General features: G+C 38.6%; 22 protein-coding genes and 2 tRNA genes. 14 read left to right on the top strand and 10 right to left on the bottom strand.

The features are described from left to right. Positions 1–342 (top strand): hypothetical protein (locus tag B9T66_RS08875; RefSeq protein WP_180763360.1); only part of this gene is annotated, 342 nt, incomplete at its 5' end. On the opposite strand, the gene B9T66_RS06545 is transcribed toward B9T66_RS08875, so the two are convergent. From B9T66_RS06545 to B9T66_RS06555, 3 genes are all read right to left on the bottom strand, one after another. Beyond that, the gene (locus B9T66_RS06545) at positions 339–764 is read right to left on the bottom strand and encodes a hypothetical protein (protein ID WP_095628181.1); all 426 of its coding nucleotides are present in this window, start codon (positions 762–764) and stop codon (positions 339–341) included. The genes B9T66_RS08875 and B9T66_RS06545 overlap by 4 nt on opposite strands. Positions 765–895: 131 nt before the next feature. Continuing rightward, positions 896–972 (bottom strand) — tRNA-Met (locus B9T66_RS06550). A gap of 78 nt (positions 973–1,050) precedes the next feature. Then, on the bottom strand, positions 1,051–1,596 hold the full coding sequence (locus B9T66_RS06555; RefSeq protein WP_095628182.1) for a hypothetical protein: 546 nt from the start codon (positions 1,594–1,596) through the stop codon (positions 1,051–1,053). Positions 1,597–1,763: 167 nt separating this feature from the next. Here B9T66_RS06555 and B9T66_RS06560 point away from each other — a divergent pair, with 167 nt between their 5' ends. The 8 genes from B9T66_RS06560 (at position 1,764) to B9T66_RS06595 (ending at position 11,073) form a co-directional block, all read left to right on the top strand. Continuing rightward, positions 1,764–3,023 (top strand): aspartate aminotransferase family protein, encoded by a 1,260-nt coding sequence (locus B9T66_RS06560; protein ID WP_095628183.1) that lies wholly within the window; start codon positions 1,764–1,766, stop codon positions 3,021–3,023. A gap of 2 nt (positions 3,024–3,025) precedes the next feature. Continuing rightward, positions 3,026–5,101 (top strand): ATP-dependent helicase, encoded by a 2,076-nt coding sequence (locus tag B9T66_RS06565; RefSeq protein WP_095628184.1) that lies wholly within the window; start codon positions 3,026–3,028, stop codon positions 5,099–5,101. A gap of 74 nt (positions 5,102–5,175) precedes the next feature. Further along, positions 5,176–5,769: a hypothetical protein gene (locus B9T66_RS06570; protein ID WP_095628185.1), complete on the top strand. Its 594-nt coding sequence runs from the start codon at positions 5,176–5,178 to the stop codon at positions 5,767–5,769. 5 nt (positions 5,770–5,774) lie between these two features. Beyond that, positions 5,775–6,635, top strand: coding sequence for an NAD(+)/NADH kinase (locus B9T66_RS06575; protein ID WP_095628186.1), 861 nt, complete (start codon positions 5,775–5,777; stop codon positions 6,633–6,635). Continuing rightward, positions 6,632–8,188 (top strand): DNA recombination protein RecN, encoded by a 1,557-nt coding sequence (locus B9T66_RS06580; protein ID WP_095628187.1) that lies wholly within the window; start codon positions 6,632–6,634, stop codon positions 8,186–8,188. The genes B9T66_RS06575 and B9T66_RS06580 overlap by 4 nt, the downstream gene beginning before the upstream one ends. Beyond that, positions 8,185–9,510, top strand: coding sequence for an NFACT family protein (locus B9T66_RS06585; protein ID WP_095628188.1), 1,326 nt, complete (start codon positions 8,185–8,187; stop codon positions 9,508–9,510). Before B9T66_RS06580 ends, B9T66_RS06585 begins: the two co-directional genes overlap by 4 nt. Before the next feature lie 11 nt (positions 9,511–9,521). Continuing rightward, a complete protein-coding gene (locus B9T66_RS06590) occupies positions 9,522–9,845 on the top strand; it encodes a hypothetical protein (protein ID WP_095628189.1) in 324 nt (107 codons plus the stop codon). A gap of 58 nt (positions 9,846–9,903) precedes the next feature. After that, complete coding sequence (locus tag B9T66_RS06595; protein WP_095628190.1) at positions 9,904–11,073, top strand: multidrug effflux MFS transporter; 1,170 nt, start codon at positions 9,904–9,906, stop codon at positions 11,071–11,073. Between the two features lie 5 nt (positions 11,074–11,078). Here the strand turns inward: B9T66_RS06595 and B9T66_RS06600 are convergent, their stop codons facing one another. From B9T66_RS06600 to hemH, 4 genes are read right to left on the bottom strand one after another with little or no spacing between them, the layout of a single operon-like run. Then, positions 11,079–13,082, bottom strand: coding sequence for a hypothetical protein (locus tag B9T66_RS06600; protein WP_095628191.1), 2,004 nt, complete (start codon positions 13,080–13,082; stop codon positions 11,079–11,081). A gap of 1 nt (position 13,083) precedes the next feature. Next, complete coding sequence (ccsA, locus tag B9T66_RS06605) at positions 13,084–15,894, bottom strand: cytochrome c biogenesis protein (RefSeq protein WP_095628192.1); 2,811 nt, start codon at positions 15,892–15,894, stop codon at positions 13,084–13,086. A gap of 11 nt (positions 15,895–15,905) precedes the next feature. Beyond that, positions 15,906–16,505: a SoxW family protein gene (locus B9T66_RS06610; protein WP_095628193.1), complete on the bottom strand. Its 600-nt coding sequence runs from the start codon at positions 16,503–16,505 to the stop codon at positions 15,906–15,908. An 11-nt stretch (positions 16,506–16,516) separates the two neighbouring features. Further along, on the bottom strand, positions 16,517–17,473 hold the full coding sequence (hemH, locus tag B9T66_RS06615; protein ID WP_095628194.1) for a ferrochelatase: 957 nt from the start codon (positions 17,471–17,473) through the stop codon (positions 16,517–16,519). A gap of 115 nt (positions 17,474–17,588) precedes the next feature. Between hemH and B9T66_RS06620 the strand changes: the two genes are divergently transcribed. From B9T66_RS06620 to B9T66_RS06635, 4 genes are all read left to right on the top strand, one after another. After that, positions 17,589–18,038, top strand: coding sequence for a hypothetical protein (locus tag B9T66_RS06620; protein WP_095628195.1), 450 nt, complete (start codon positions 17,589–17,591; stop codon positions 18,036–18,038). A gap of 3 nt (positions 18,039–18,041) precedes the next feature. Next, on the top strand, positions 18,042–18,341 hold the full coding sequence (locus B9T66_RS06625) for a hypothetical protein (protein WP_095628196.1): 300 nt from the start codon (positions 18,042–18,044) through the stop codon (positions 18,339–18,341). Further along, positions 18,310–18,729 carry an RsmE family RNA methyltransferase gene (locus B9T66_RS06630; protein WP_257874644.1) on the top strand — a complete coding sequence of 140 codons (420 nt, stop codon included), beginning with the start codon at positions 18,310–18,312 and terminating at the stop codon, positions 18,727–18,729. The genes B9T66_RS06625 and B9T66_RS06630 overlap by 32 nt, the downstream gene beginning before the upstream one ends. 63 nt (positions 18,730–18,792) lie before the next feature. Continuing rightward, on the top strand, positions 18,793–19,635 hold the full coding sequence (locus B9T66_RS06635) for a prephenate dehydrogenase (RefSeq protein ID WP_095628198.1): 843 nt from the start codon (positions 18,793–18,795) through the stop codon (positions 19,633–19,635). A 29-nt stretch (positions 19,636–19,664) separates the two neighbouring features. Here B9T66_RS06635 and B9T66_RS06640 read toward each other — a convergent pair whose 3' ends face one another. The 3 genes from B9T66_RS06640 to B9T66_RS06650 all read right to left on the bottom strand — a co-directional run bounded on the left by B9T66_RS06640 (position 19,665) and on the right by B9T66_RS06650 (position 22,819). Continuing rightward, positions 19,665–20,900, bottom strand: a complete 1,236-nt coding sequence (locus B9T66_RS06640) for a hypothetical protein (protein WP_095628199.1) — start codon at positions 20,898–20,900, stop codon at positions 19,665–19,667. 9 nt (positions 20,901–20,909) lie between these two features. Next, positions 20,910–21,098: a hypothetical protein gene (locus tag B9T66_RS06645; protein WP_095628200.1), complete on the bottom strand. Its 189-nt coding sequence runs from the start codon at positions 21,096–21,098 to the stop codon at positions 20,910–20,912. Positions 21,099–21,418: 320 nt separating this feature from the next. Further along, on the bottom strand, positions 21,419–22,819 hold the full coding sequence (locus tag B9T66_RS06650) for a hypothetical protein (RefSeq protein WP_095628201.1): 1,401 nt from the start codon (positions 22,817–22,819) through the stop codon (positions 21,419–21,421). A 167-nt stretch (positions 22,820–22,986) separates the two neighbouring features. Here B9T66_RS06650 and B9T66_RS06655 point away from each other — a divergent pair. Beyond that, a tRNA-Phe gene (locus B9T66_RS06655) sits at positions 22,987–23,062 on the top strand. Positions 23,063–23,229 lie beyond the last annotated feature (167 nt).

Below are 23,229 nucleotides of genomic sequence, written 5' to 3' on the forward strand. Positions count from 1 at the left end.
AGAGTTGATATGGGAGATGCAAGTGCGGCAGCAGGTTATGCAGCAGGTGGTGTCAATGGTATGAGAACTGTAGGTGTGATAAATACTGCTAATAATTTTGTGCAAAATAGTTTCCAAAATGTAGCTTTCTATGCTCCAGGTGGAAGTGTTGCTAAGCTTGGCACAAATACAGGATTTATATCTTCTAATAGTAGATATGGTATGGGTGTAGGAAAGTATAACCAACAAATGGCTACACAAGGTATGAGGCAAGAACAAGGAGCAGCCTTAGGAGATACTAAAGGGCTTGGGGGAGGAGGAATCACAAATAAGGCAAACAGCCTTGATATAGCTATGCCCTAAACAATAACCCTATGGGTTTTGTTTGCAAGATATTGCTTCACTACAGACAACCCTTGTTGATATAGTGGGTGTTTAGTTTCCTCTCTAGTTTCATCAGCCCAAATTAAAATAAATCCTGTTGGGTTTTGTAGTGGAGCAACTATTTGTAACTCTCCTTTTTCTATAAGGTCAGCTTGTTCATCTTGGGTCATATTTGGGTAAGTTTTTGGGAAAAACTTAAACCCCTCCTCGTGATTTCTTAATCTCTCGATAACCCCTTCCTTCACTGCTCTATCCCAAGCCTTCCAATATGCTTCCCAATATGCCTTTTCCTCTATTTCTCTCAATCTAGCCTCTTCTGCTACGATTTCTTTTGCGATTTCATCTGCAGTGGGTGTGAATACTGCTGCCCACATTGCTGCACTTGCTATATTGCTAGCCATAGTGTCCTCCTTAGTTTTAATTTCTGTGTGGATTATAACAGAAAATATAGGTGGTTTCAAAAGCTATGAAAGATTATAAGGATTGGTTATAAAATGACTAAAGCGGATTGTGATAGCAAAATCTGTGGTAATGGTGTCAAGGGGGAGACTTGAACTCCCGACCTCCGGCTTATGAGACCAGCGCTCTAACCAGCTGAGCTACCCTGACATCACTTGTGGTAAGTAGGTGTAAATTAAAAAGTGCGTATTGTAAAAAAACTTTGCTTAAAAGGCATTGAAATAACACTTAGCCCAAATAATCCCCTTGCATTATTTGCTCATACGCATTTTTATAGCGCTTGATAAAACTTTCAATTTGGCTATTTTGCACGCCAAATGCTTTGAGTTGGTGTTGGGTTGTCGCGTCTATTTGCGCACTCTCCATATCTTTGCGTCCCTGATACAAATCTGTAAATCTATACAAGCCTTGTGCCATAAGCATTTTTTGAGATTCACTTAAGCCTTGTGAAGCAAATACAAAGGCGCGATATTCTTCATCACTCATAAGCTCTAAGATTTTCAAACCATATGTGATACGATTTGGGTGCAGATTTTCATCGGTATTTTGAGAATCTTGGGCTTGATTTTGGGTTATGTCTTGCGTAGCAGTGATAGATTGCAAATCCTTAGAATCTTTAGAATCTTTGGTGCGTGAAGTGCTTTTGTCCTCTGTCGTGGCTAGTGTTTGATTTTGATTTGTATCCTCTGCTTTTTGATGTTGCGCTGTAGGATCGTTTTGCGTCGCATACGATGATGATAAAAATGGGGTATTGATAGTATTATTAATCTGCAAGTAAAGCTCCTAAAATAAATAACCACAAGCCCAAAAGCAAAAAACACTCCACAATTTGTCATTTGCTCTATAACATTTCAAGTTTCTACGCCCAACATACCTAAAATTTTGCTTGTTTTTACTCCCATTTTGCTACAATTACCAAACCAAACTTTAGGAGATTTGCTATGGCAAAATGTAGCGCACAACAAACAAGTAAAACAGAGGAATTAGACCACATAAAAGCTCTAGATCAAGCATATGTGCTTCCAACCTATGCACGAGCAGATATCGCCTTTATCAAAGGACAAGGCGCAAGAGTGCAAGATACGCAAGGCAAAGATTATATCGATTTTGGCAGTGGCATAGGCGTAAGTTCGCTAGGACACAATCACAAAGCCTTGCAAAAAGCCATCAAAAAAAGTGCAAAAACACTCATTCACACCTCTAATCTCTACTATATCAAACCTCAAGCCAAACTTGCCAAGCGACTTGTCAAATACTATCAAAATGGCAGTGATGAGACTACCAAATGGCGTGTGTTTTTTGGGAATTCTGGTGCAGAGGCAAATGAATGTGCGATAAAAATCGCGCGTAAGTTTGGGCAAGAAGATGGGCGTTATAAAATCATCACGCTAGATTCTAGCTTCCATGGGCGCACCATAGCTACACTCAAAGCCACAGGACAAGATAAATTTCACAAACATTTTGCGCCATTCCCTGATGGTTTTGTCCGCGCCAAAGATCTCTCTGATATACCAAATAAAATAGATTCTCACACTATCGCCGTGCTTTTGGAGCTTGTGCAAGGAGAGGGCGGAATCAACGCGCTAGATATACAACAAGTCCAACACCTAGCCAAGCTTTTAAAAGAACAAAATATCTTGCTTATGATTGATGAAGTCCAAAGCGGAATCTATCGTAGTGGAGAAATCTTTGCTTCAAAAATCTATGGCATACAACCCGATGTCATCACAATGGCAAAAGGTTTGGCTGGTGGTGTGCCAATTGGTGCGTGTATGACAAGGCTTATAGATGTATTTGCACCCGGTGATCACGGAAGCACTTTTGGGGGAAATTTCCTTAGCACAAATGCAGGTTTATGTGTGCTAAAAACACTAGAAAAAATGCGCAAAAACACAACCCTAGCTACGACAATACAATATTTTCATGCTAAGCTAGATTCTCTTGTGAAATCCTATCCTAAGCTTTTTATCAAACGCGTAGGTTTGGGGCTTATGTGTGGTTTGCAAACGCATAATGCAGAAATCCTCACACAATGCCTTGATGCATGCCTCAAGCATCGTGTGCTTGTATTGCGATCAGGAGGAAATGTCTTACGCTTTTTACCACCATTGACAATCACGCAAGAAGAGATTGATGAAGGTTTTGCGCGATTTACTTGTGCGATGAAAGAACTTAGCGCTCATAAGAAATCAAGAATCTAAAAATGAGCAAACTCTCTAAAGCTCTCCAATCCCTCAATCCATCACAACGCCAAGCAGTAGAACATACTGAAGGCGCGTTGCTTATTCTTGCTGGTGCAGGAAGTGGCAAAACAAAAACACTTACTACGCGCCTTGCCTATCTTATAGAGGGCTTAGGGATTTTGGCACAAAACACCCTCACTCTTACTTTTACCAACAAAGCAGCCGCAGAAATGCGTGAGCGCGCTATGACGCTTTTAGAATCTAGCACCCAAATACCACCGCTCCTTTGCACATTTCATAAGTTTGGCTTGCTTTTTTTGCGCTTTCACATACATCATTTAGGACGCAACGCAAACTTCACACTTTTAGATTCTGATGATTGCAAACGCATTATAAAAAAACTCTCACCCAACATCGCTCCACAAAGAGTTTTGGGCTATATCAGTAGTTGCAAAAATGCCTCACTAAGTCCAGAATCTGCCGCCGCCTACGCACATACTCCAGAATATAAAACTATGCATCGCATATATGTCGAATATGAAGAGTTTTTGCGCACAAAAAATATGCTAGATTTTGATGATTTACTCTATCTCACATGCGAGATTCTCGCTACAAACAAAGATTTATCCCTACAGACAAGCAAACATTATCAATACATTATGGTTGATGAATACCAAGACACAAATGAGATTCAATATAGGCTCCTCTCCTATCTCACAAGTGCGCACACTAATCTTTGTGTTGTTGGTGATGATGATCAAAGTATTTATGGTTGGCGTGGAGCAGATATCAATAATATTTTAAATTTTCAACGACAATTTCACAATGCCACACTTATCAAACTCGAACAAAACTATCGCTCTACACCCCAAATCTTGCAAGTAGCCAATGCACTCATCGCACACAATACACATCGCTTAGGCAAAAAACTCCAAAGTATGCAAGAAAACGGACAAGAAGTAGAAACTTTGCACTCTCAAGATGAAGCACATGAGGGACACGCCATAGCAACGCTTATTGCCCAAGCCCTACAACAAGGTGAACACGCAAGTAATTTTGCAGTGCTTTTTCGGCTTAATGCACTCTCGCGCAGCATAGAAGAATCCTTTAATAAAGCAAGAATACCTTATAAAATCATTGGCGCTATGCGTTTTTATGAACGCGCAGAAGTCAAGGATTTGCTAAGTTACCTACGCTTTGTGCATAATTTTGATGATGATTATTCGCTACTACGTATCATTAATAAGCCGCGTCGTGGTATTGGTAAAAAGACTCAAGAAACCCTAGAATCTATCGCGCGATCCAAACAAATGAGTATTGCAAAAACATTTTTTACATACAAAAATGAGTGCTTGCAGGCTATCGGAGCAAAAAATACCAAAACGCTTGAAGAATTTTTTGCCAAACTCACAAATCTACAGGCGCTTTTAGATTCTGATAGGCTTGGCTTTATTGAATCTTTGCAAGAATGGCTAGACTTCAGCAATGAATTTAGTGCTTTAGAATCTGTGGATAGAATCGCAAACATTGAGGAATTTTATGGGCTTTTGCGTGATTTTGTCGTGCATAGTCCAGATGAAAGTTTGCAAGATTTTTTAAATAATATTGCGCTTAGCTCAAGTAGTGATGAACAAGTCGGAGATTGCGTGAGTTGTATGAGCATACATAGCGCCAAAGGCTTAGAGTTTGATGTTGTCTTTGTGATAGGACTTGAAGAGGAGATTTTCCCTATCTCTAGTGGCGAAGAACTGCAAGAAGAACGACGATTGGGATATGTCGCTTTTACGAGGGCAAAACGCAAACTTTATCTGTGCAGTGTAGAAAGTAGATTTGTGCATGGTAAGCGTCGATTTTTGCGCCCATCTAGGTTTTTGGCAGAATCTGGAGTGCGTGAATCTAGCACCCTAAAAGCACATTCTTTAGGGGATAGTCAAGACAAAGATGAAGCAATCGGTGTCAATGATATGGTAATGCACAAAGTTTTTGGCACAGGGCGTGTGTGTGAAGTGCGAAATAATGGCGGACAAATAGCCTTAAAAATCAATTTTGGAGGCAATGAACGCGTGATACTTGAGAGTTTTGTGCAAAAAATCTAACAACTTTCATTTAATCTAGCTTTGAGCTAAATTTGCTACAATAAAGCAAGGATTTTGACATTAGGGGATAGACAATGGAAAAGAAAAGAGGTAGTAAGTTAGGATTGTATCTTGTGCTTGTGGCAGTGTTGTTACTCATCATACTTGGTGCAATTTATTATATCTTGCTTGGATCACAAAATAATATCTTAGAACGCAAGGAACTAGGGCTTTCTGTGGAGCGATCCCAAGATGATGCCAAAGACGCACAGATTAAGCGTCTAGAAGCTGAAGCAAAAGCACTAAGAAGCGAAAAGGATAGCGTATCTTTAACACTCAATTATATGATAAAACCACAAGAAACACTTGTGAGTGAATGTGGCGTTTTGCCTGTGGGCAAATGGAGTCTTAATCAAAAATGCCAACAAACACTCGCAGAGAATCTCAAACGCACATTAGAAGACAAAAGAGTTGTGGCTATCGAAGTGAGTGGAGTTGTGGATACGCGACCTTATGGCGGCTCTAGTCCAGAACTCAAACAAGAGGGCTTAGCAAGTTTCCGCGCAAAAGAGGCTATACTTTTTGTGCAAAAAAATGCGCCAAATATTGCCGTATTTGAAGGTCTTTCCCAACAAATACCAAATAAACGCGGATTTGTCGTTAAAGCCTATTATGTGGTGAAAAACTAGGTTGTATGCTAGAGGTTACCAAAGTCGCTAAAATCGGCGTGGTTTTGCGCCCATCAAGTCCAGATTTACGAGAAGTCTTTGAAAGCATAAATACAATCTTTCAAGCTCATAATATAGAACTAAAGCTAGATTCTATTAGTGCGGCGATGATAGGACTTAGGGGGGTAGATTTTAGCACCTTGATAGAATGGAGTGATATTTTACTATCCATTGGGGGCGATGGGACGCTTATTGCGATGATTCGGCGAAGCTATGGTAAAAATATCGCTTGTATGGGTATAAATACCGGTAGATTGGGGTTTTTGACAGCCATTATGCCACATCAATTAGAATCATTTCTCCCACATCTCCAAAATGCTACATATGATTTACAAGCACATATGATGCTAGAATGCAGTATCTTACGCGATAACAAACCTTATTGCACACTCTTTGCGCTCAATGAATTTTTGATTTCCAAACAAACACTATCCGGACTTATTGATATTGAAGCAAAAATCAATGGGTGGAGCTTTAATACATATTTTTGTGATTCGCTTATCGTAGGAACTCCTACAGGCTCAACAGCCTATAATATCTCTGTGGGTGGATCAGTGGTATATCCACACTGCAAAAATATCTTACTCACGCCTGTAGCCCCTCATTCTTTGACACAACGCCCACTTATTGTAGATAGCGGTGTGAAACTAGAATTTAGTGTGCGTGAAAAAGCATTGCTTATTATTGATGGACAAGAAAGTATTGATATCTTGCCAAAAGATACGATTCTTATCCATCAATCGCCCAAAGATGCCTACCTCATCTATCCAAAAGATCGCAATTATTTTGAAATTTTGCGTGAAAAATTTAAGTGGGGTGAGCTATGATTACACGGATTTTAATCAACAACTCTCCGGCTTTCAAACTCCTAGAACTTCAGCTTTTTAAGGGCTTTAATGTCTTTAGCGGAAGTAGTGGGAGTGGAAAATCAGTTTTTATGGAATCACTGCTTGCAATCTTTGGGATTAAAGATTCTAATGCAGATCTTATTGAGGCTAATATCACTATTGACTGGATGCAAGTCCCCCAAGATGTCAAGGAACTGCTAGAAGATGGTGATGATGAGATTGTTTTAAGCATTTTGCGCAAAGAAAAAGTGCGTTATTTCCTCAATCATCAATCTAGCTCCAAAAAACGCCTCAATGAGCTTGTATCCGGATTTGGTAAGCATATCAGTGCCAAAGGCGATGAGGATTTAAAACCTGCAAATATTTTGCGCATTTTAGATGCTTTTATTGCAACCAAAAATCCCAACCACGCCAAAAATTTGGAAATCTGCAAACAAAAATTTGCCAAGCTCCAAGAAATCCAAAAAAGCCTTAGCGAAATTATTGCGCAAGAAAGTCAGATTCAAACACTCAAAGAAATAGCAGAGTTTGAAATTAAAAAAATAGAATCTATCGCCCCAAAAGAAGGCGAATACGAGGAGCTTTTGGAGCTGAAAAAAACACTTTCACGACAAGAAAAAATCGCTCAAGAAATCCAAAATGTCCGCACAGCTTTAGAGAATCTACATTGTATAGATACATTTTTGGGACTTGTTGATGAACAATGTCCGGCGTTTTTTGATGGGCTAAATGAACTTGAAGCGCTTTTAGAATCTAAAGAGCAGCAACTCCACTCGCTTGAGGATATTAACCCAGAATCCCTACTTAATCGCATAAGCGATATATCAGAGCTTTTGCGCAAATATGGCAGTGTAGAGGAAGCATTGGCACACCTTGCCACGCAAAAACAAAAACTCACCCAATATGAAAATATGGCATTTGACAAGCAAGAATTGCAAAAATCTCAAGAACTTTTAGAAAGTGAGCTTCATACCCTTGCACAAACCTTGCACACACAACGCTTAGAATCTAAAGAGGCTTTTGCAAACGAGTTAGGTGCACTTATGCAAGAATTGCGCCTCAAAGATTTGCATATAGAGATTGATACAAAAACACTTGATAGTAGCGGGATTAGCGTGTGCAATCTCACGCTTGGCACAAGCACAATCAACACCCTAAGTGCAGGAGAATACAATCGTGCGCGACTAGGGCTTATGTGTCTTGATGTCTCTATTAGTCCTCGTGCTGGACTTTTAGTGCTTGATGAGATTGATGCAAATCTTAGCGGTGAAGAGAGCGAGGGTGTGGCAAAAATCCTTAAAAAACTTTCGCACTCATATCAGATATTTGCCATTTCGCACCAACCACATATGCCCACCTTGGCAGACAATCACTATCTTGTCTATAAAAATGGCGCATATAGCGATGTCAAATTGCTTGATACGCAAGGACGCATTGAAGAAATCGCACGTATGATTAGTGGATCGCAAGTTACCAAAGAAGCATTAGAGTTTGCCAAAGGTGTGTTAGCCAAAAATGGTATAAAAGTATGAATCTAGGCTTACTAAAAGGCATTAGCACATATTTTTCGCAGTTTCATAAAATCTATTGGTGCAGGAGAGTAGATGACAATCTCCTTGCACTAAACCTTGAGGGCAATATCTTTTATATTGACCTCACGCGCTCCAAAAGCACCATTTTTTGCACAACACAATCTCTCCTAAGCACAAAACACTATCAAGCACCATTTGATATTAAGCTTGGGCTTTGCCATAACGCATATTTGCATTCATCTTGTGTCGATGGCGATAACAGAATCTTAGCATTACACTTTACACCACAAAATGCCTACAAAAAACAAGCCTATATCCTTGAGTTAGAATTTACCGGTAAATACACAAATGCCATTTTGCTTGATGAGAGGCGCATCGTGATAGAAGCCCTGCGTCATATTAGTGAATCTAGGCGTCCCGTGCGTGTCGGAAAACCTTTAAATCCACTGCCACAACCACCTAACCCAAAGCCATATGAAGTTGTTGCGGTCCATAAGGAGCTTTTAGAGAATCTTTACAAAGAGCGCACACAGCATATGCTAGAGAGTGCCAAAACACAGCAATTAAAGGCTATTGAAGCCAAAGAGGCAAATCTCTCACGCCTCTTGCAAGAAATCCCATCAGTCCATGCACTCACAGAACAAGCACAACGCTACAATCTCTATGCACACACACTCACTGCGCATTTACATGAACTTCAGCATAAAGCCATACAAGGAGATTCACTAACCTTATCAAGTAGTGATACCCCAAGCCTTGAAGTGCAAATCCCTATCCTAGAGCACACCAAAAGCTTTTCCCACCTAGCCCAGCAGTATTTTACGCTTGGCAAAAAATATGCACAAAAAGCACAAAATATTCATCTACGCTTAGAGAATCTCACAGATTCTTTGCAATTCCTCCAAGCCCAAAAAGCCTTAATTGCTAAAGCCAAATCACTTGCAGATGTCAAAATATTTAGTCCCCCAAAAACATACAAAAAGCACCAAAAGCACCAAAATTTTGAAATATTTTTTATCGATGGAATAAAAATTGGTGTGGGCAAAAATACCTCACAAAATATCGAGCTCCTAAAATACGCCAGTGGTGAGGATATGTGGCTACATATCTGTGATATTCCTAGCTCACATATGATTATTTTTTGTGGTAAGACGCGCTTGCGTGATGAAGTTATACACAAGGCAGGAGAGATTTTGGTGGGGCTATGTAGTGTTAAAATTGGAAATTTTAGGGTCGATTATACAAAGCGTAAGTTTGTAAAGATTACGCAAGGTGCAAATGTCGTATATGCTAAATACCAAAGCCTAGAATATAAAAAATAAAGGAGGCGATGATGGCAGTAAGTTTCGTTGGTAATATTACCTATATCAATCAAAACTCCCAAACAACTGCAATGCAACATGCCGCCACACAGGCAAGACCAGATATATTGCTAGAAGCCAATAAAGGAGAATTTGAACGCAAACTACAAGAAATTGATCACATCAACCCCACACAAGCCTCCCCTAGCGTGGATAAAGATGGATCTAATCACGCATCACAAAATTTTGAGCAAGATTCTCAAGAATCTACTCATAATACAACGCACCAAGACACACAAGAACATAAACAAGAATATAAAGAATATTATGAAGGATTGCTTAATATTAGCGTATAAATTCCGCAACTTTGCATTACAATTACACACTCCAATATTTTTATCCCAAGGAATACATATGTCACGCAACAATTATGTCTATCTTTTGCTAAATATGGCTGCTCTGGCGGCTTTTGGTCCATTTGTAACAGATTTTTATCTCCCTGCACTCCCCGATATACAGATACTTTTTGACACAACCACATCACGTGTGCAACTTTCTATCACTTTTAGTCTCATAGGCTTAGCCTTTGGGCAACTTATCATGGGACCTTTGAGTGATAAATATGGGCGCAAACCCATACTTCTTTTATCGCTCCTCCTCTTTGTGCTTTCTACTATAGCATGCCTACTCTCGTGGGATATTTACTCTTTTCTTGTTTTTCGACTCATTCAAGGTATCTCTGGAAGTGGTGGTATAGTTATTTCTAAAAGTGTAGTAGCGGATTTGTTTGAAGGTGAGGATTTGGCGAAATTTTTTGCTCTACTTGGAGCAATACAAGGACTTGCTCCTATTATCGCACCTGTGCTTGGGGGCATAATGCTTCGATACACGGACTGGCATGGAATCTTTAGCGTGCTTCTTGGTATTGGTATCGTGCTTTGTGTCTCAATGCTATTTTTTAAAGAATCGCTACCCGCCGCAAATCGCATAAAGGGAAGTTTTTTAGAGAGTTTCGCCTTTTGGCATATCTTAAAAAACAAAGAATTTATGCTTTATGTGATCTTGCAAAGCTTTGCTATGGGCATTATGTTTAGCTTTATTGCCTCAAGCTCTTTTATCTTTCAAGCACATTTTGGGCTAAGTGGTTTTTGGTATTCACTCTGTTTTGCAGGAGCTGCCTTTAGTATCACATTAGGAGCGAGTGTAACGCCTATATTCAAAAATGAGCGATTGGCATTATGCATTGGGGTTATTGGGCTTTTTGTCTGTGGATTAGGACTATGTGTGCTTTTACAATGCAATCCTAGTCTTTTTCTTACAGAATTAGGCTTTGGTATTACGCTTGTGTTTTTAGGTTTTATTTTGCCTACTTCTACAGCTTTGGCTATGGAAATGGAGCGCAGCAACGCAGGGAATGCTTCAGCTATCCTTGGCTTTAGCTTTTTCACATTTGGGGGAGTTTTATCACCACTCACAGGGATTGGGGATAATATGTTTGCTTCTGTTGGTGCGGTCATCGCCCTATGTTGTTTAGGCGTTGGAATCTTTGGCTACATAGTGTTGCGTAAGCCACACTCACGCTAAGATTCTTATTTCTTTTTATGTAAAAGATTCCCAAGTCCTTGTAAAAGTTCAGCGCTATCAAGGACAAGATTCTTTAGCTCCACTCGCACACTTGGTTTTTCAAGGTTTTGTGTGAGCCATACATTTGCTTCATTTTTGCCTATACGCAAAGCAAGTAGTGAATCTATGGTTCTAGTTTGCAAATTAATATGCGTCTTTTGGGATTGAAGGTGCGTGTTTTGTGAATCTAGTGCAAAATTTGCGTGCAATGTGGCATCATCAAATTTGGTATCAAGTGCAACATTTTGGTATATCTCCTTTGTCATATCTACACCCAAAAAACGCACCACATCATTACTTAAGGCATTGGTAGTCATTTTGCCATCTTTGCCAGAAAGCGAGAGTGCGCCACGCTGTGCCAAAGTATTATAAGAAAAATTTCCAGAAAGTTCAGCTTGCACCACAGGCGCGATACCAAAGAGGGCGAGAATTTTTTGACTTGCAATGCCATGTAATTGCGCATTAATTTGTGAATCTCGGTAATTCCCTGTAATCATTCCGCCCAAACTTTGTGTGAGAAAATCAAAAGCTATGAGCTTATCAAGTGTCATATTTCCACTAAAATCTAACCCACCCCTAAGCGTAATACCACTTGAAAAAGCGAGTTTTGTAAGATCTTGGATATGTAGCGTATATGGACTAGAGAAAGTAAAATCTTGGATTTTTAGAGGGTTTGCTTCTAGTTGCAAACCATCACCTACAAGGCTTAATGCCCCATCACCATTGCTTCCATTAAGATTCATAGAAATATGTAGCGTAAGTGGGGTGCGTGGTAATGTGAGAGGCATTATCTTAGTATCTGGGTTTAGCATACCATTAGCTTTTGCCACAATCTTGGTAGTTGGCGTTGTATGCAAGTTTGTCATAAACAAATCTGCATCCAAAGTCGCACTAGCATATGGCGGAAGATACAACATCCATAAAAGCTCTTTAAGAGCCATATTTTGTGTGTGTGCCTCAAAACTAAGTGGCAACAAATCTTTAAACATAAGCTTATAGTGCGTGTTTGAGTTGGCAAAATCACTATCTCCTTGTATCTCTAATGCCTCAAGTAATGCACCTGTAATCGTGCCAGAACCCTGCAAACTCCCGCGTATTGCCCTAGCAAAGATTGGACTAAATGGCGTAAGATTTGAGAATCCAAATCTAAAAGAAGTATCTATAGGCATAGTGCGCAATGTAGCAAAACTAAGCGTATCAGGGAGCGTAGCAACTCCTTGTGCGTGAATATTGCCAATAGGTGCAAGAAATTCAAAAGTGTGCGTAATACTCTTATCTTGTGTTTGTGTATCCAAACGCGCACTAAAACTATTATCTTCTAAGGCAATACCAAAATCCTTTTGTAATGCCTCTGCATTAAAAACGCCATTGCGCACCACCGCATTTGTCGCTCCCTCAAATGCAGAATCTTTGTGGATGAGTTTTGTATCAATATTTAATACGCCATTAATATAAGGCTTATGCCCCAACATTGCCAAAAGTTCTTGAATAGAAGCTTCTTGCATATGCACTTCAAGGCTTTGGAGTTGTTGGTTTCTTAAATGCATATGCAGTGTGCTAAATGATTTGGCAATATCGCTTTTTGCCATAATGTTAAAATCATCAAATGTGCCACTACTTTGTGCCTCAAGCCTAAAGGCGCCCTGCAATGGTGTATCTACAAGTTCTCCAAAAATGCTAATGTCATGCACCAAGGCATTGAGTGTGAGAGTAAATTCTTGTGAGGGAATCCAAAAATGCCCATCTAACACAATATCAATATATGCACCATTTTGTAATTCAAGATGTAAGGCATCAGGCTTAAGGGAAAATTGCGTAATTTCAAGTTTAATAGGTGCTAGAGAATCTATCTTTGCTTGTAAAAGAGGTTTTAGCAACGCATTACCAAACGCACTAAAAAGCAGTGTATAAGCTATGATAGCACACGCTGCTACAATACCAAGAAACCAAAAAATACTTTTTTTAAGCACTCTATACCTTAGGCATTTGGAGTGTTCGTTTTGGACTAGCGCCAAGGATAAGAGCAACCATACACGCTACCATAAGATACATATACCAAGGCACTCTCGCGGCTTCCCCAGTCGCATAAGAATGCATACCGGTTAGAAAATAATTTACCCCAAAATATGTCATAAGCACACTCAAAAATCCCAATACAGAAGCCGCGCTAAAAATAAATGGCATATTTTTCAAGCCAAGCAATCGTAAATGCAAGATAATAGCATACACCCCTATACTAATTAATGCCCAAGTTTCCTTTGGATCCCAGCCCCAATAGCGTCCCCAAGATTCATTTGCCCAAATTGCACCCAAAAAATTACCAACGGTGAGCAAAAATAATCCTAGCATCATACACATCTCATTAATCGCACTTAAAGACAAAATAGAATCATCAATATGCGCGCGCTTACTTGATCGCAACATAAAGAGTATCAATGTAATGCACCCTAGCACAAAACACAAGCCCAAAAAGCCATAACTTGCTGTAATAACCGAAACATGAATATTAAGCCAATAAGACTTTAGTACCGGCACAAGATTCCCAATCTGTGGATTCATATCTCCCAAATTTGCTACAACAAGGGTAATTCCAGCAAGAAAACTTGCTGCACAAAGGGCAAGTGCGGATTTTCTAAAAAATACCACACCAGCAAGTGCTCCAGCCCATGCAATATACAACATAGATTCATATGCATTACTCCACGGAGCATGACCACTAACATACCAACGCAAACCTAAACCAAGAGTATGGATAACAAAGCACAATGCAATGAGAATCCACGATATGCGACAAACCCATACATTAAGTGCTTTGGCGGTGATAATATGTATCAAGACGATAATAAAGACCACCACGCCAATAAGCACATATGGATATGCGAGTTTTTCAAAGATTCTGTATTTGTTGAGAAAAATCTCAGCTTTTACCTTGCTAGATGAGATAATAAGCTCAGACCCGTGGGATTTTTGATACTCTTGAAGTTTTTGTAAGCCCTCAAAGCCAAGTTTCCAATCATTATTTTGCACACCCATAACAAAACCATGAGAAAGTATATTGACAATATGCAAAAGTTCCTTAAGCTCTTCATTGTTGCCCTTGCTTGCATGTAGAGCATCTTGGATATCATACCAAGTTAAGTCCGTAGCTTGAGTGCTTGGAAAAACTCGCAATGTTTGCCCCGAATAGATAAGCCCAAAGATATATAACCTTTCATTGACTTCAAGCACATCTTTATCGAATCTATCTTGTTCTTTGAGAGATTTTTGGTTAGCTGCTTCGACATAATTCCTTAGAATATAGTTTCCATCAGGCGTGTATGCATCCACCGCAGCAATATATTTTTGATCTACATCCACGCCTAGAATCTCTCGCAATTTAGGGCTTTTTGTCTTAATCATTTTGATATGCCTAAAATACTCCGGATACATCGTAATCCCCAAAAAGATCTGCACATTATTAAGCCCCAAAAATCCATCTTTTCCAGTAATTTTGTGGATATATTCTGCCGCAACGGTATCAACGGGCTTAATGCGCCCACCTGAATCTTGGACAAGTAGCATGGAGAATATATCACTAAAACTAGTAGCATGCGTTTTTATATTTGTGATAAGTGTTTGGACTTCTTGAGCACTTGGAGGCGCAAAATCTTGCATAGATTCTGTGGCATAAGATGTTTGTGGTATGAGCGCATACATACCAAGCACAACCAATGCAACAAGGCTTTTAGATCGCACAAAACGCGCAAGAGACATAAAGCGTCCATTTTTATCAAAAAGTAGCCACAAACAACCCACAATCAACAACGCATACCCCACATATGTAGGAATCTTGCCCGGATCGTTATTGACAGATAAAATCGTGCCACTCTCATCTGGAAAATAAGAACTTTGGAAAAACCTATACCCACCATAATCAAGCACATTATTCATAAAAATCACTGCATCTTGTGTATTTTGGCTACTTGGATCTTGCACTTGCACAAAAGAAGCATATGATGAAGGTGCATTTGATCCGGGGTATCGATCAAGCACAAAATCTTGTAGATAAATACTAAAAGGTAGCGTATATGCCTTGCTCCCCCAAGCGACAAAAAAGACATACTCGCCTTGATCTATACGCGTAAAGCTAGGCATATCCCCCAATGGAGATTGCATAATCTGTGTGCTTGTGTGAGAATCTTGAGTAGGGTTTTGTGCTTCTTGCGTATTTTTAGAATCTACAGGCTGAAATGACAAACTAAGATCAAGGGCTTGATAAGGCATACCAAATTCATTTTTACGCTCACCGATATTTTCTAGCTTTAGCGCCATTTCTTTGCCAAAAAATGCAATGTTATATTCTCTTGCTTTTGTTGAATGCAAGGCAATCTCTATGCCTTCAATCTTTTGAGTGGATCGCTCAAAGCCCTGTATAAGCACATAAGGTTCGCTAGAAAAAATCACATTGGAGCTCGTGTGTTCTTGGATAGGCATACTGCCCTCAAAGCCAAAATATCTTGTAATTCCAGCACCCACAATAATCACAATAAACGAAAAATGCAACATAAGAGAAGCATATTTTTTGCGTTGCCAAGCCTTAGAAGCAACAAAGCACCCAATAAGCGAAAGCAAAAGCCATATATGCAATATCTCAAACCACCAAGTCCCATACACACTTGCCTTGGCTGCAGGAGTGCCATTGGCAGATTCTATAAATGTCGCCACACCACAAGCTGTAGCATATAAAGCAATCAAAACAAGCACAAGTGGCATATTTGCAAATAAAACTCTCAAAATTTTCATCACAATATCCTTTAACGCGTAGAATCTATCACTGCACTAAGCTTATTAGCAATGTTTTGCACATCATCAGAATCTATAATGCTATAGTTTTGTGCGCTTTGCAAAAGTGCTTGAAATTTAGAGGGAGTGAGATACCCTGGATACATAAAAAAGACCTTGCCTGTAGAATCTAAAAAAATCAATGTCGGCGTGGGGCGGATATTATATTCTCTCGCAAGATTTAGCGTATCAATCTTTCTAGGCTCTGCATCATCAAACAAAAGATTATGAATCTTAGAGTAGTCAATATTAATATAATAACTCGCAAAATTATCCCTAAGGATATTTTGAAGCTCTAAACTTGCCTTAATATCATCTTTTAGTTTATCGCAATACACGCAATTATTTTTACCAAAGATAAAAATCATAGGCTTATGATTGGCAGCAAGTGTCTTGGTATCCAAAAACACATTTTCTAATCCTGCATAACTTACCTTATCCATAGATTCTGCTTCTTGCAATGCTTGAGTGTTTGTTTTGTTGCCATCAGAGAGTTCAACCTTTTGATCATCACAGCCCCAAAACACCAAAACACCAAAACATACACTAAAAAATACTTTTATACCTTGCAATGTATCCCCTTTTAAGCTTGTTTGAGTGCATTTTGCGTTGTTGTAATAATAAATCTTGCAAAATCTTCACTTGCATTAAAACAACGCGCAACAATGTATTCACGCACGCCTGCGTTTTTAGCGATATGTGCACATTCAATGCTTAATTCATAATCAGTCTCGGAATTATCAATCGTAAAAGCCAATGGAAAAACAAGCACCTTTTGATCTTTTAGTGAAGCAATAACGCTTTGTGTCGTAGGACCAACCCACTTAACCGGACCAATCTTAGATTGATAAGAGTGTAAAATTTGTTTGAAATGCATTTGCTTAGTATCAAGAATCTCTTTTACTAACGCGATATTTTGCTCACATTCATAAGGATAATGATCGCCCTTTTTGACAAGAGCTTCTGGGATAGCATGTGCAGAAAACACCAAGGTAAATTCACCACAATCCCTATCTCCTAACGCATTTTGGATAGATTTAACAATCAATTCACAAAACGCATAATCATTAAAATAGCGTTCTACCACGCGAATTTTTGGGCTATATTGCGTTTCACACAAAGCTTGTTTAATATCTACAAGAGAGGATTTTGTCGTGGTGGTGGAATATTGTGGATACATACTAAAGAGCACAAGAGATTCAATACCTTTGAGGCGTAAGTCCTCTAGCACATCTTTTGCAAATGGCGGTGTATAACGCATACAATATGTATAAAAACATTGCGGATCTAGTGCATTTAAAACATTTGTTAATTCAAGAGTGTGTTTAATAAGTGGCGAACCACCACCGATAGCCTGATAATTTGCCTTGGCGGTGCTAAGACGCTTACTCGTAATAAGATTTGCCACCATATTACGCACAAAAGTATTAGGAATATTTAAAATATGCGGATCACTAAACAGCCGTTTTAAAAATCCCTCTACTTCAAAAAGCGAATTTGGTCCTCCCATGTTAAACAGCACAACGGCTTGTTTATTCATCCATTTCCCTTTGTGAATCTAAGACTCAATTTGTTGTTAAAAAAGATTTGTAATAATAGACTTTTAAAGTTAATAGTGCCTCCTCTTATTTTAAGAATATTTTAAGGATTTATACATGCAAGAAGTCTCTCAAAGCTTAGCTCAAACGCCTATGATTATCGAATCATTTAGGCAACTAACTTTTTATCACAGCTTTTTTTCACTTTTTTTGATTCTCCCTTTTGTGTTGAATCTTTGGAGTTTATTTTTTTACAAAAATCTTGTGCAACTTAATAAGCGTATCTGGTTTATGATGCCCCTTATTTTTTTCCTACTTTCTGTTGCAGTATTAAGCGGTCTTAATATTTTGGTTTTTAATCCCCAAAGTTTTGGCATAAGCACACTTGTGATGATTATTTTATGCCTTGTGGTTTTTGGAGGCGAAATCTATCGTATCAAGATTCTAAAAATCGCTAGACGCACAAGCTTAGAAGCAATGCAACGATATGTCGTATTTTGCAAAATGCTCTACACCATAGATGTTATATTATATGCTCTTGTTATTCTTAGTGTAGGAATCTTTTAGGTAATGCGCTTTGTCTATCACCCTGATGCCAAAGCACCTACGCTAACACTCACTGGAGAATCTTATACACATATTTTTAAGGCTAGGCGACATGATAAAAACACGCCTCTTGTGCTTTGTAATCTTTTAGATAATCATCTTTATACCTACCAAATTACCCACCTTGATAGAAACAAAGCTTCCTTAGAGCTCACACATAGCACACCTTATACACCAAACACACAACACACAACACACAACACATATTATTTGGGCGATTGTAGATTCAAAAATCGTAGAAAAAACTCTGCCCACACTAAATGAGCTTGGTATAAGCAAACTTACGCTTTTTTTTGCGCAATACTCCCAAAAGCCCTTTAACCCAAACCTCCAAAGACTCCACAAGATTCTCACGCACTCTTGTGAGCAATGTGGTAGAGGCACACTCCTAGAACTTGAGGTATTAAAAGACTTAGATTCTGTGCTATTAGCATACAAAGATTGTGTAGCCCTAGAATTTGGTGGCGAAGTGCTCACACATACAAATCTTATCGCCAATCTCAAAAACAAAAGTATCCTTATTGGTCCCGAAGGTGGCTTTAGCCCTAGTGAGCGCGATAAACTCCCTCATACAATTGGCATAGCAGGGGATCTTATCTTGCGTAGCGAAAGTGCCTGTATCTTTGTCGCAAGTATGCTAAAGCTCCTTTGACACATACTCTTGCTTTATAAGGCTTGTGCTACAATAGCATATCACAATACAAAAGGAATGATAATGGAGCATAAATTACACGCAGGTATTATTGGGTTAGGACTTATTGGCGGATCTATGGGATTAGCATTGCGAGAATTGCAAATGTTTGCCTGTATAGCAGGTTTTGATAATAATCCTTTGCATTCCCAGCAAGCACTTTCTTTGGGACTTGTAGATGAATGTATAGATCTTAGAGAGCTTATCACCCAAAGTGATGTCATATTTCTTGCCACACCAGTAGAGGCTATCATTTCTCTTATGCCACAACTCACACACATAAAACCTAGCGCGACTATTATCGATCTTGGTGGAACTAAAGAGCGCATTATTCAACACATTCCAGATTCTATACGCAAAAATTTTGTTGCCGCACATCCAATGGCAGGCACGGAGTTTTATGGACCAAAAGCCGCATTGCCAAATCTCTTTAAAGATAGCATTGTGATTTTAGCAAACCTACAAGATAGCGGAGATTCACAAGTCCAAATAGCGCGTGAGATTTTTTTGGGTATTGGTATGAAAATTATCAAAATGGACGCGCACGAGCACGATAAACATATTGCACTCATTAGTCATATGCCGCATGTTATCAGTTATGCCCTTGCTAATGCCGTGCTTAAACAAGAAGATCCTCAAACAATCCTAGCTCTTATAGGCGGAGGGTTTAAGTCAATGAGTAGGCTCTCTAAAAGTTCGCCAAAAATGTGGAGTGATATTTTTAAGCAAAACACACAAAATGTGCTAGATTCTATTACAAGCTTTCAAAATGAGATCCAAAAAGCCAAGGAAATGCTCCAATCCAAAGATTGGGAAGGATTAGAAGCCTTTATGGCACAGGCAAACAAGCTACAAGATTTTATGTAGCCTATGCCTTAGCCTAAAAATCACAAAAATTAAAAATCATAGCGGATTTCTACACGCCCCTTACCATAATTTACATCACCAAGGTTACGCCCATAATATGCAGTTGCACTCACCTTGCCAACTTTGTAAGTAATAGATGGTGCAATTTCGTGATATGTGATACCTTTGGCATTATCTTGTGTCAGCTTGTCTTTAAGCGAACCTGCCACAGCATTAGCCACAAAAGGATAATTGTTGTTGCCAGTGATAAAAGAATAATCTAACCCAACTTTCCAAGCTTTGCCAAGTTTATAATCTAGCGCTAAATACGCTACATAAATGCTTGTGCCACTTCTGCCACCAGCACCCATAAATCCAAAACCTTCATTTGTCGCATCATAGCTATTAATCCAAAACTTTCCTGCGACATCAATCCCACCTTTGCTATCAAGCAATGTTCCATAACCATCGCCAAAACTCCCTACAAATCCTAGCTTTGCAGAAACAGGGGCTTCTTTGTTTTTATAGCCGACTTGAATATTATACATACCTCGATTTGAAGCCCAATCGCTATTATTAAAGCCTGTGTATGAAAAAAATTGTCCTGCTGTTTGTGTCCAATCTGTGCCTGTTTTGTTACCATTAGGAAGCATAAAATTTGCATTCTTAGACATACCAGTAGCAGAAACTTGTCCTAGCACATACACGCCACCAAAATCATATTTGGCATCAACAAATGCAAGATAATCAAGCAACCTATTAGCGTGTCCTAACGCGACATTAAAACTAAACTTGCTACCTGCCACATTATCACCCTTATTAAGAGAAAGTATCACAAGGTCATTACCCAAACTCCCTGTAGTCGTAGGAATTGCACTATTTGTTGAATTATTACCAAGCGAAGTTCTCCTTGCGTTATATATCACATGACCTGTTACCCAACTATCAAAATACTCCGCACCATATGTAATACCATTATTTGCTATAAAACGCGCCTTACCACCATTACCAACATCTAGGGTTTTATCTGTAAAAACATTTACAAGATTTATGCGTCCGACACTAAATTCTGTCTTGGCATTTTGGGTAGCGATTTCTTTATTGACCGAAAATACCGCTACACCAAATCGATCGTTATATTTTCCTCCGGTTACAATCGCCATTGATCCTTGTGTGGCGTAATTTGTATTGCTAGTCGTTGTTGGATTACTTGAACCCATATTAAACATCAAACCACCAGTAAAACTCCAGCCCTCTACCTTACCTGTCGTAAGATCAAGCTTCATTCTTAGCTGTTACTCTGCACCACTTTCCCCAGCACCATCGATTGTCGTATAACGTGCTCTTGCAAATCCTTTTGCCTCTATACCATCTAAAAATTGGCTAGTAAGGTTTTTAGATTCACTAGAAGTGGGTGACTTTGTCTCATCTGCCAAAAGTAGTCCTGCTCCAATCAAGCTTGCTACAAATATTTTGTTTTTCATGAATTCCTCCAATTTGTTCGTATTTTTAAATACAAACAAATTGTAATAATACTTGAAAACTTTTTGGAAACAATATATATTTATATATAATAAGCGGATGCAACAATAATTTGTAGAAATATATTATTGAAATAATTTGAAATATTTTTTATTTAAAATTAGATACAAACCTAAAATACATTGTCTAAGATAATAAATATAAGAGGTTAGGAGAGGTATAACCCAAGAGTTACGCAATGTAACATCTTGGATTTCTTGGAAAGTAGGATACAAACACTCACCCATTTGCACTACCTTTGTTTATCAACATAGTCTTCTAGCTATTGCAAATCTTCTAATTCTTGAGATTCATCAGCTTCATCAAGGCTTATGTCATCATCAATATCAATGCTATATTCATTACTAAACATTACTTCATCATTGACTTTAAATGCTTCAGCACTCGGTGTTTGAGTGTATTGGAGTTTGACACCATATTGCTTAGAATCCGCTTGCTTGATAAAATATGTCCCTACCTCATTGATGAAATCTTTAAAGCTTAGCATGTCCTTATAGCGCCCCAAAAGTTCTTCAATAGGATATTTACTAGAAACCGCCAAATTAAGCTCTAGATTCTCAGGAGAAAACTGCCCATCAGCAACATAAGTAACTTTTTTGTCATTGAGCAAGAAACTAGAATCTTTTATGCTAAATTTTGGATTACTTCCAAGAATTGTTTGTCTTCTTTGTTCAAGCTCATGGAAATTAATGGGGATGGGGAAGGAACCAACTATAGAAGTCAAATACCCCACGGTATCTTTGTGCATATTTTGAATCTCTAATGCACTAGAAAAATCTGTGATATCTAACTTAAACTTTTCATATGTAGATTTATTGTCGATGACAAAATTCTTAAGCGTCAAATCAGCACTTACATCATACAGATCGTTAGAGGCTTTTGTTTTGTTAGTAACCCCAAATTTCTCAAATCTTACCTCAACATCATCATCACCAAATTCAATAGCCTTGAAATGTGCGGTGCTTTTGCTAGAAAACAATGTTCCTTTGCTTATCATACTTATTAGATCCTGATAAGTCATTGGTGTATCATATTTATCTTCTGCAACAAAATCCTTGATGCTCCAATGAAAATATTTATCATCACTAGAAGCCTCAGGTAAGCTAAATACTATACTTTTTATTCCATAGTCTGTAGTTGTATGCAAAACGAGTGAAAGTCCCTTAACCTCTACATTGTCTCTTCTTTTATGTATTATCATATCATTAAGTCGCAATGCTAGACTTCCGCTACCCAATTCAATAACACCAATTTTGCCATCTGCAAATACTTCTTTGATGTCAGCATGTGTCGAAGAAACATAAAATTTCGAAGATGTGAAAGGGATATTAGAAAATACAAAATCAATATCAAATGCAACACGTAATTCTGGAAAACTAACCACCCACTTACCATTTGAATGCAACAACCCACTCTCATATGGTGAAGTTTCAAGACTTAAATCAAGCTCTTCAATACTGCGCAACATATACGCAGCACTCATTCCCTGTGCTTCAAAAATAGGTTTGAGCGCAGAAGCCACACTCGCCTTTATATCACTCACGCTTTTTTGAGACAACTCTTCATAATACTTCTTGTGAATGCCATTTATATACACTGCAGACCCTATAAATGCCCCAAGTGCAAGCACTATCACCACGATACCAACAACTTTCTTTGTCATTTGTCATCCTTAGTTTTGTAAAAATTGGGCTCTCATTATACACAAAAAATGCGCAATTTGATAAGACAATTTAGAGTTTCCAAGAATCTCCTGCTTTTAAGTATTTTTTCAAACTCTCTATTATATAATCCCACCTTTTATTACCTAAACCTTTCTTTATTCTTTGTGGCTTGATAGCTCAGTCGGTAGAGCAGAAGACTGAAAATCTTCGTGTCGGTGGTTCGATTCCGCCTCAAGCCACCATTCTTATATAAATTTTTTATGCTACGAAAATATCACTATTGAATTATTCATTCACTTCAAAAATCATCCTATTCGCTCTCTTCCAAACAAGAAATGCACTATAATATCCTCAAGAATCGAACTAGATAAAATCGCAATGCAATCAATCTCTTGCTTCTATGCCTTTT

The sequence above is a fragment of the Helicobacter sp. TUL genome, assembly GCF_002287135.1.
Classification (GTDB): Bacteria; Campylobacterota; Campylobacteria; order Campylobacterales; family Helicobacteraceae; genus Helicobacter_F.

What these genes read in the sequence shown, in the direction of transcription:
- B9T66_RS06635 (WP_095628198.1), top strand. Translation starts at nt 18,793, where the DNA reads ATGGAGCATAAATTACACGCAGGTATTATTGGGTTAGGACTTATTGGC.
- hemH (WP_095628194.1), bottom strand. Translation starts at nt 17,473, where the DNA reads ATGAATAAACAAGCCGTTGTGCTGTTTAACATGGGAGGACCAAATTCG.
- B9T66_RS06560 (WP_095628183.1), top strand. Translation starts at nt 1,764, where the DNA reads ATGGCAAAATGTAGCGCACAACAAACAAGTAAAACAGAGGAATTAGAC.
- B9T66_RS06620 (WP_095628195.1), top strand. Translation starts at nt 17,589, where the DNA reads ATGCAAGAAGTCTCTCAAAGCTTAGCTCAAACGCCTATGATTATCGAA.
- B9T66_RS06565 (WP_095628184.1), top strand. Translation starts at nt 3,026, where the DNA reads ATGAGCAAACTCTCTAAAGCTCTCCAATCCCTCAATCCATCACAACGC.
- B9T66_RS06570 (WP_095628185.1), top strand. Translation starts at nt 5,176, where the DNA reads ATGGAAAAGAAAAGAGGTAGTAAGTTAGGATTGTATCTTGTGCTTGTG.
- B9T66_RS06640 (WP_095628199.1), bottom strand. Translation starts at nt 20,900, where the DNA reads ATGAAGCTTGATCTTACGACAGGTAAGGTAGAGGGCTGGAGTTTTACT.
- B9T66_RS06580 (WP_095628187.1), top strand. Translation starts at nt 6,632, where the DNA reads ATGATTACACGGATTTTAATCAACAACTCTCCGGCTTTCAAACTCCTA.
- B9T66_RS06595 (WP_095628190.1), top strand. Translation starts at nt 9,904, where the DNA reads ATGTCACGCAACAATTATGTCTATCTTTTGCTAAATATGGCTGCTCTG.
- ccsA (WP_095628192.1), bottom strand. Translation starts at nt 15,894, where the DNA reads ATGAAAATTTTGAGAGTTTTATTTGCAAATATGCCACTTGTGCTTGTT.
- B9T66_RS06590 (WP_095628189.1), top strand. Translation starts at nt 9,522, where the DNA reads ATGGCAGTAAGTTTCGTTGGTAATATTACCTATATCAATCAAAACTCC.
- B9T66_RS06650 (WP_095628201.1), bottom strand. Translation starts at nt 22,819, where the DNA reads ATGACAAAGAAAGTTGTTGGTATCGTGGTGATAGTGCTTGCACTTGGG.
- B9T66_RS06545 (WP_095628181.1), bottom strand. Translation starts at nt 764, where the DNA reads ATGGCTAGCAATATAGCAAGTGCAGCAATGTGGGCAGCAGTATTCACA.
- B9T66_RS06645 (WP_095628200.1), bottom strand. Translation starts at nt 21,098, where the DNA reads ATGAAAAACAAAATATTTGTAGCAAGCTTGATTGGAGCAGGACTACTT.
- B9T66_RS06585 (WP_095628188.1), top strand. Translation starts at nt 8,185, where the DNA reads ATGAATCTAGGCTTACTAAAAGGCATTAGCACATATTTTTCGCAGTTT.
- B9T66_RS06575 (WP_095628186.1), top strand. Translation starts at nt 5,775, where the DNA reads ATGCTAGAGGTTACCAAAGTCGCTAAAATCGGCGTGGTTTTGCGCCCA.
- B9T66_RS06625 (WP_095628196.1), top strand. Translation starts at nt 18,042, where the DNA reads ATGCGCTTTGTCTATCACCCTGATGCCAAAGCACCTACGCTAACACTC.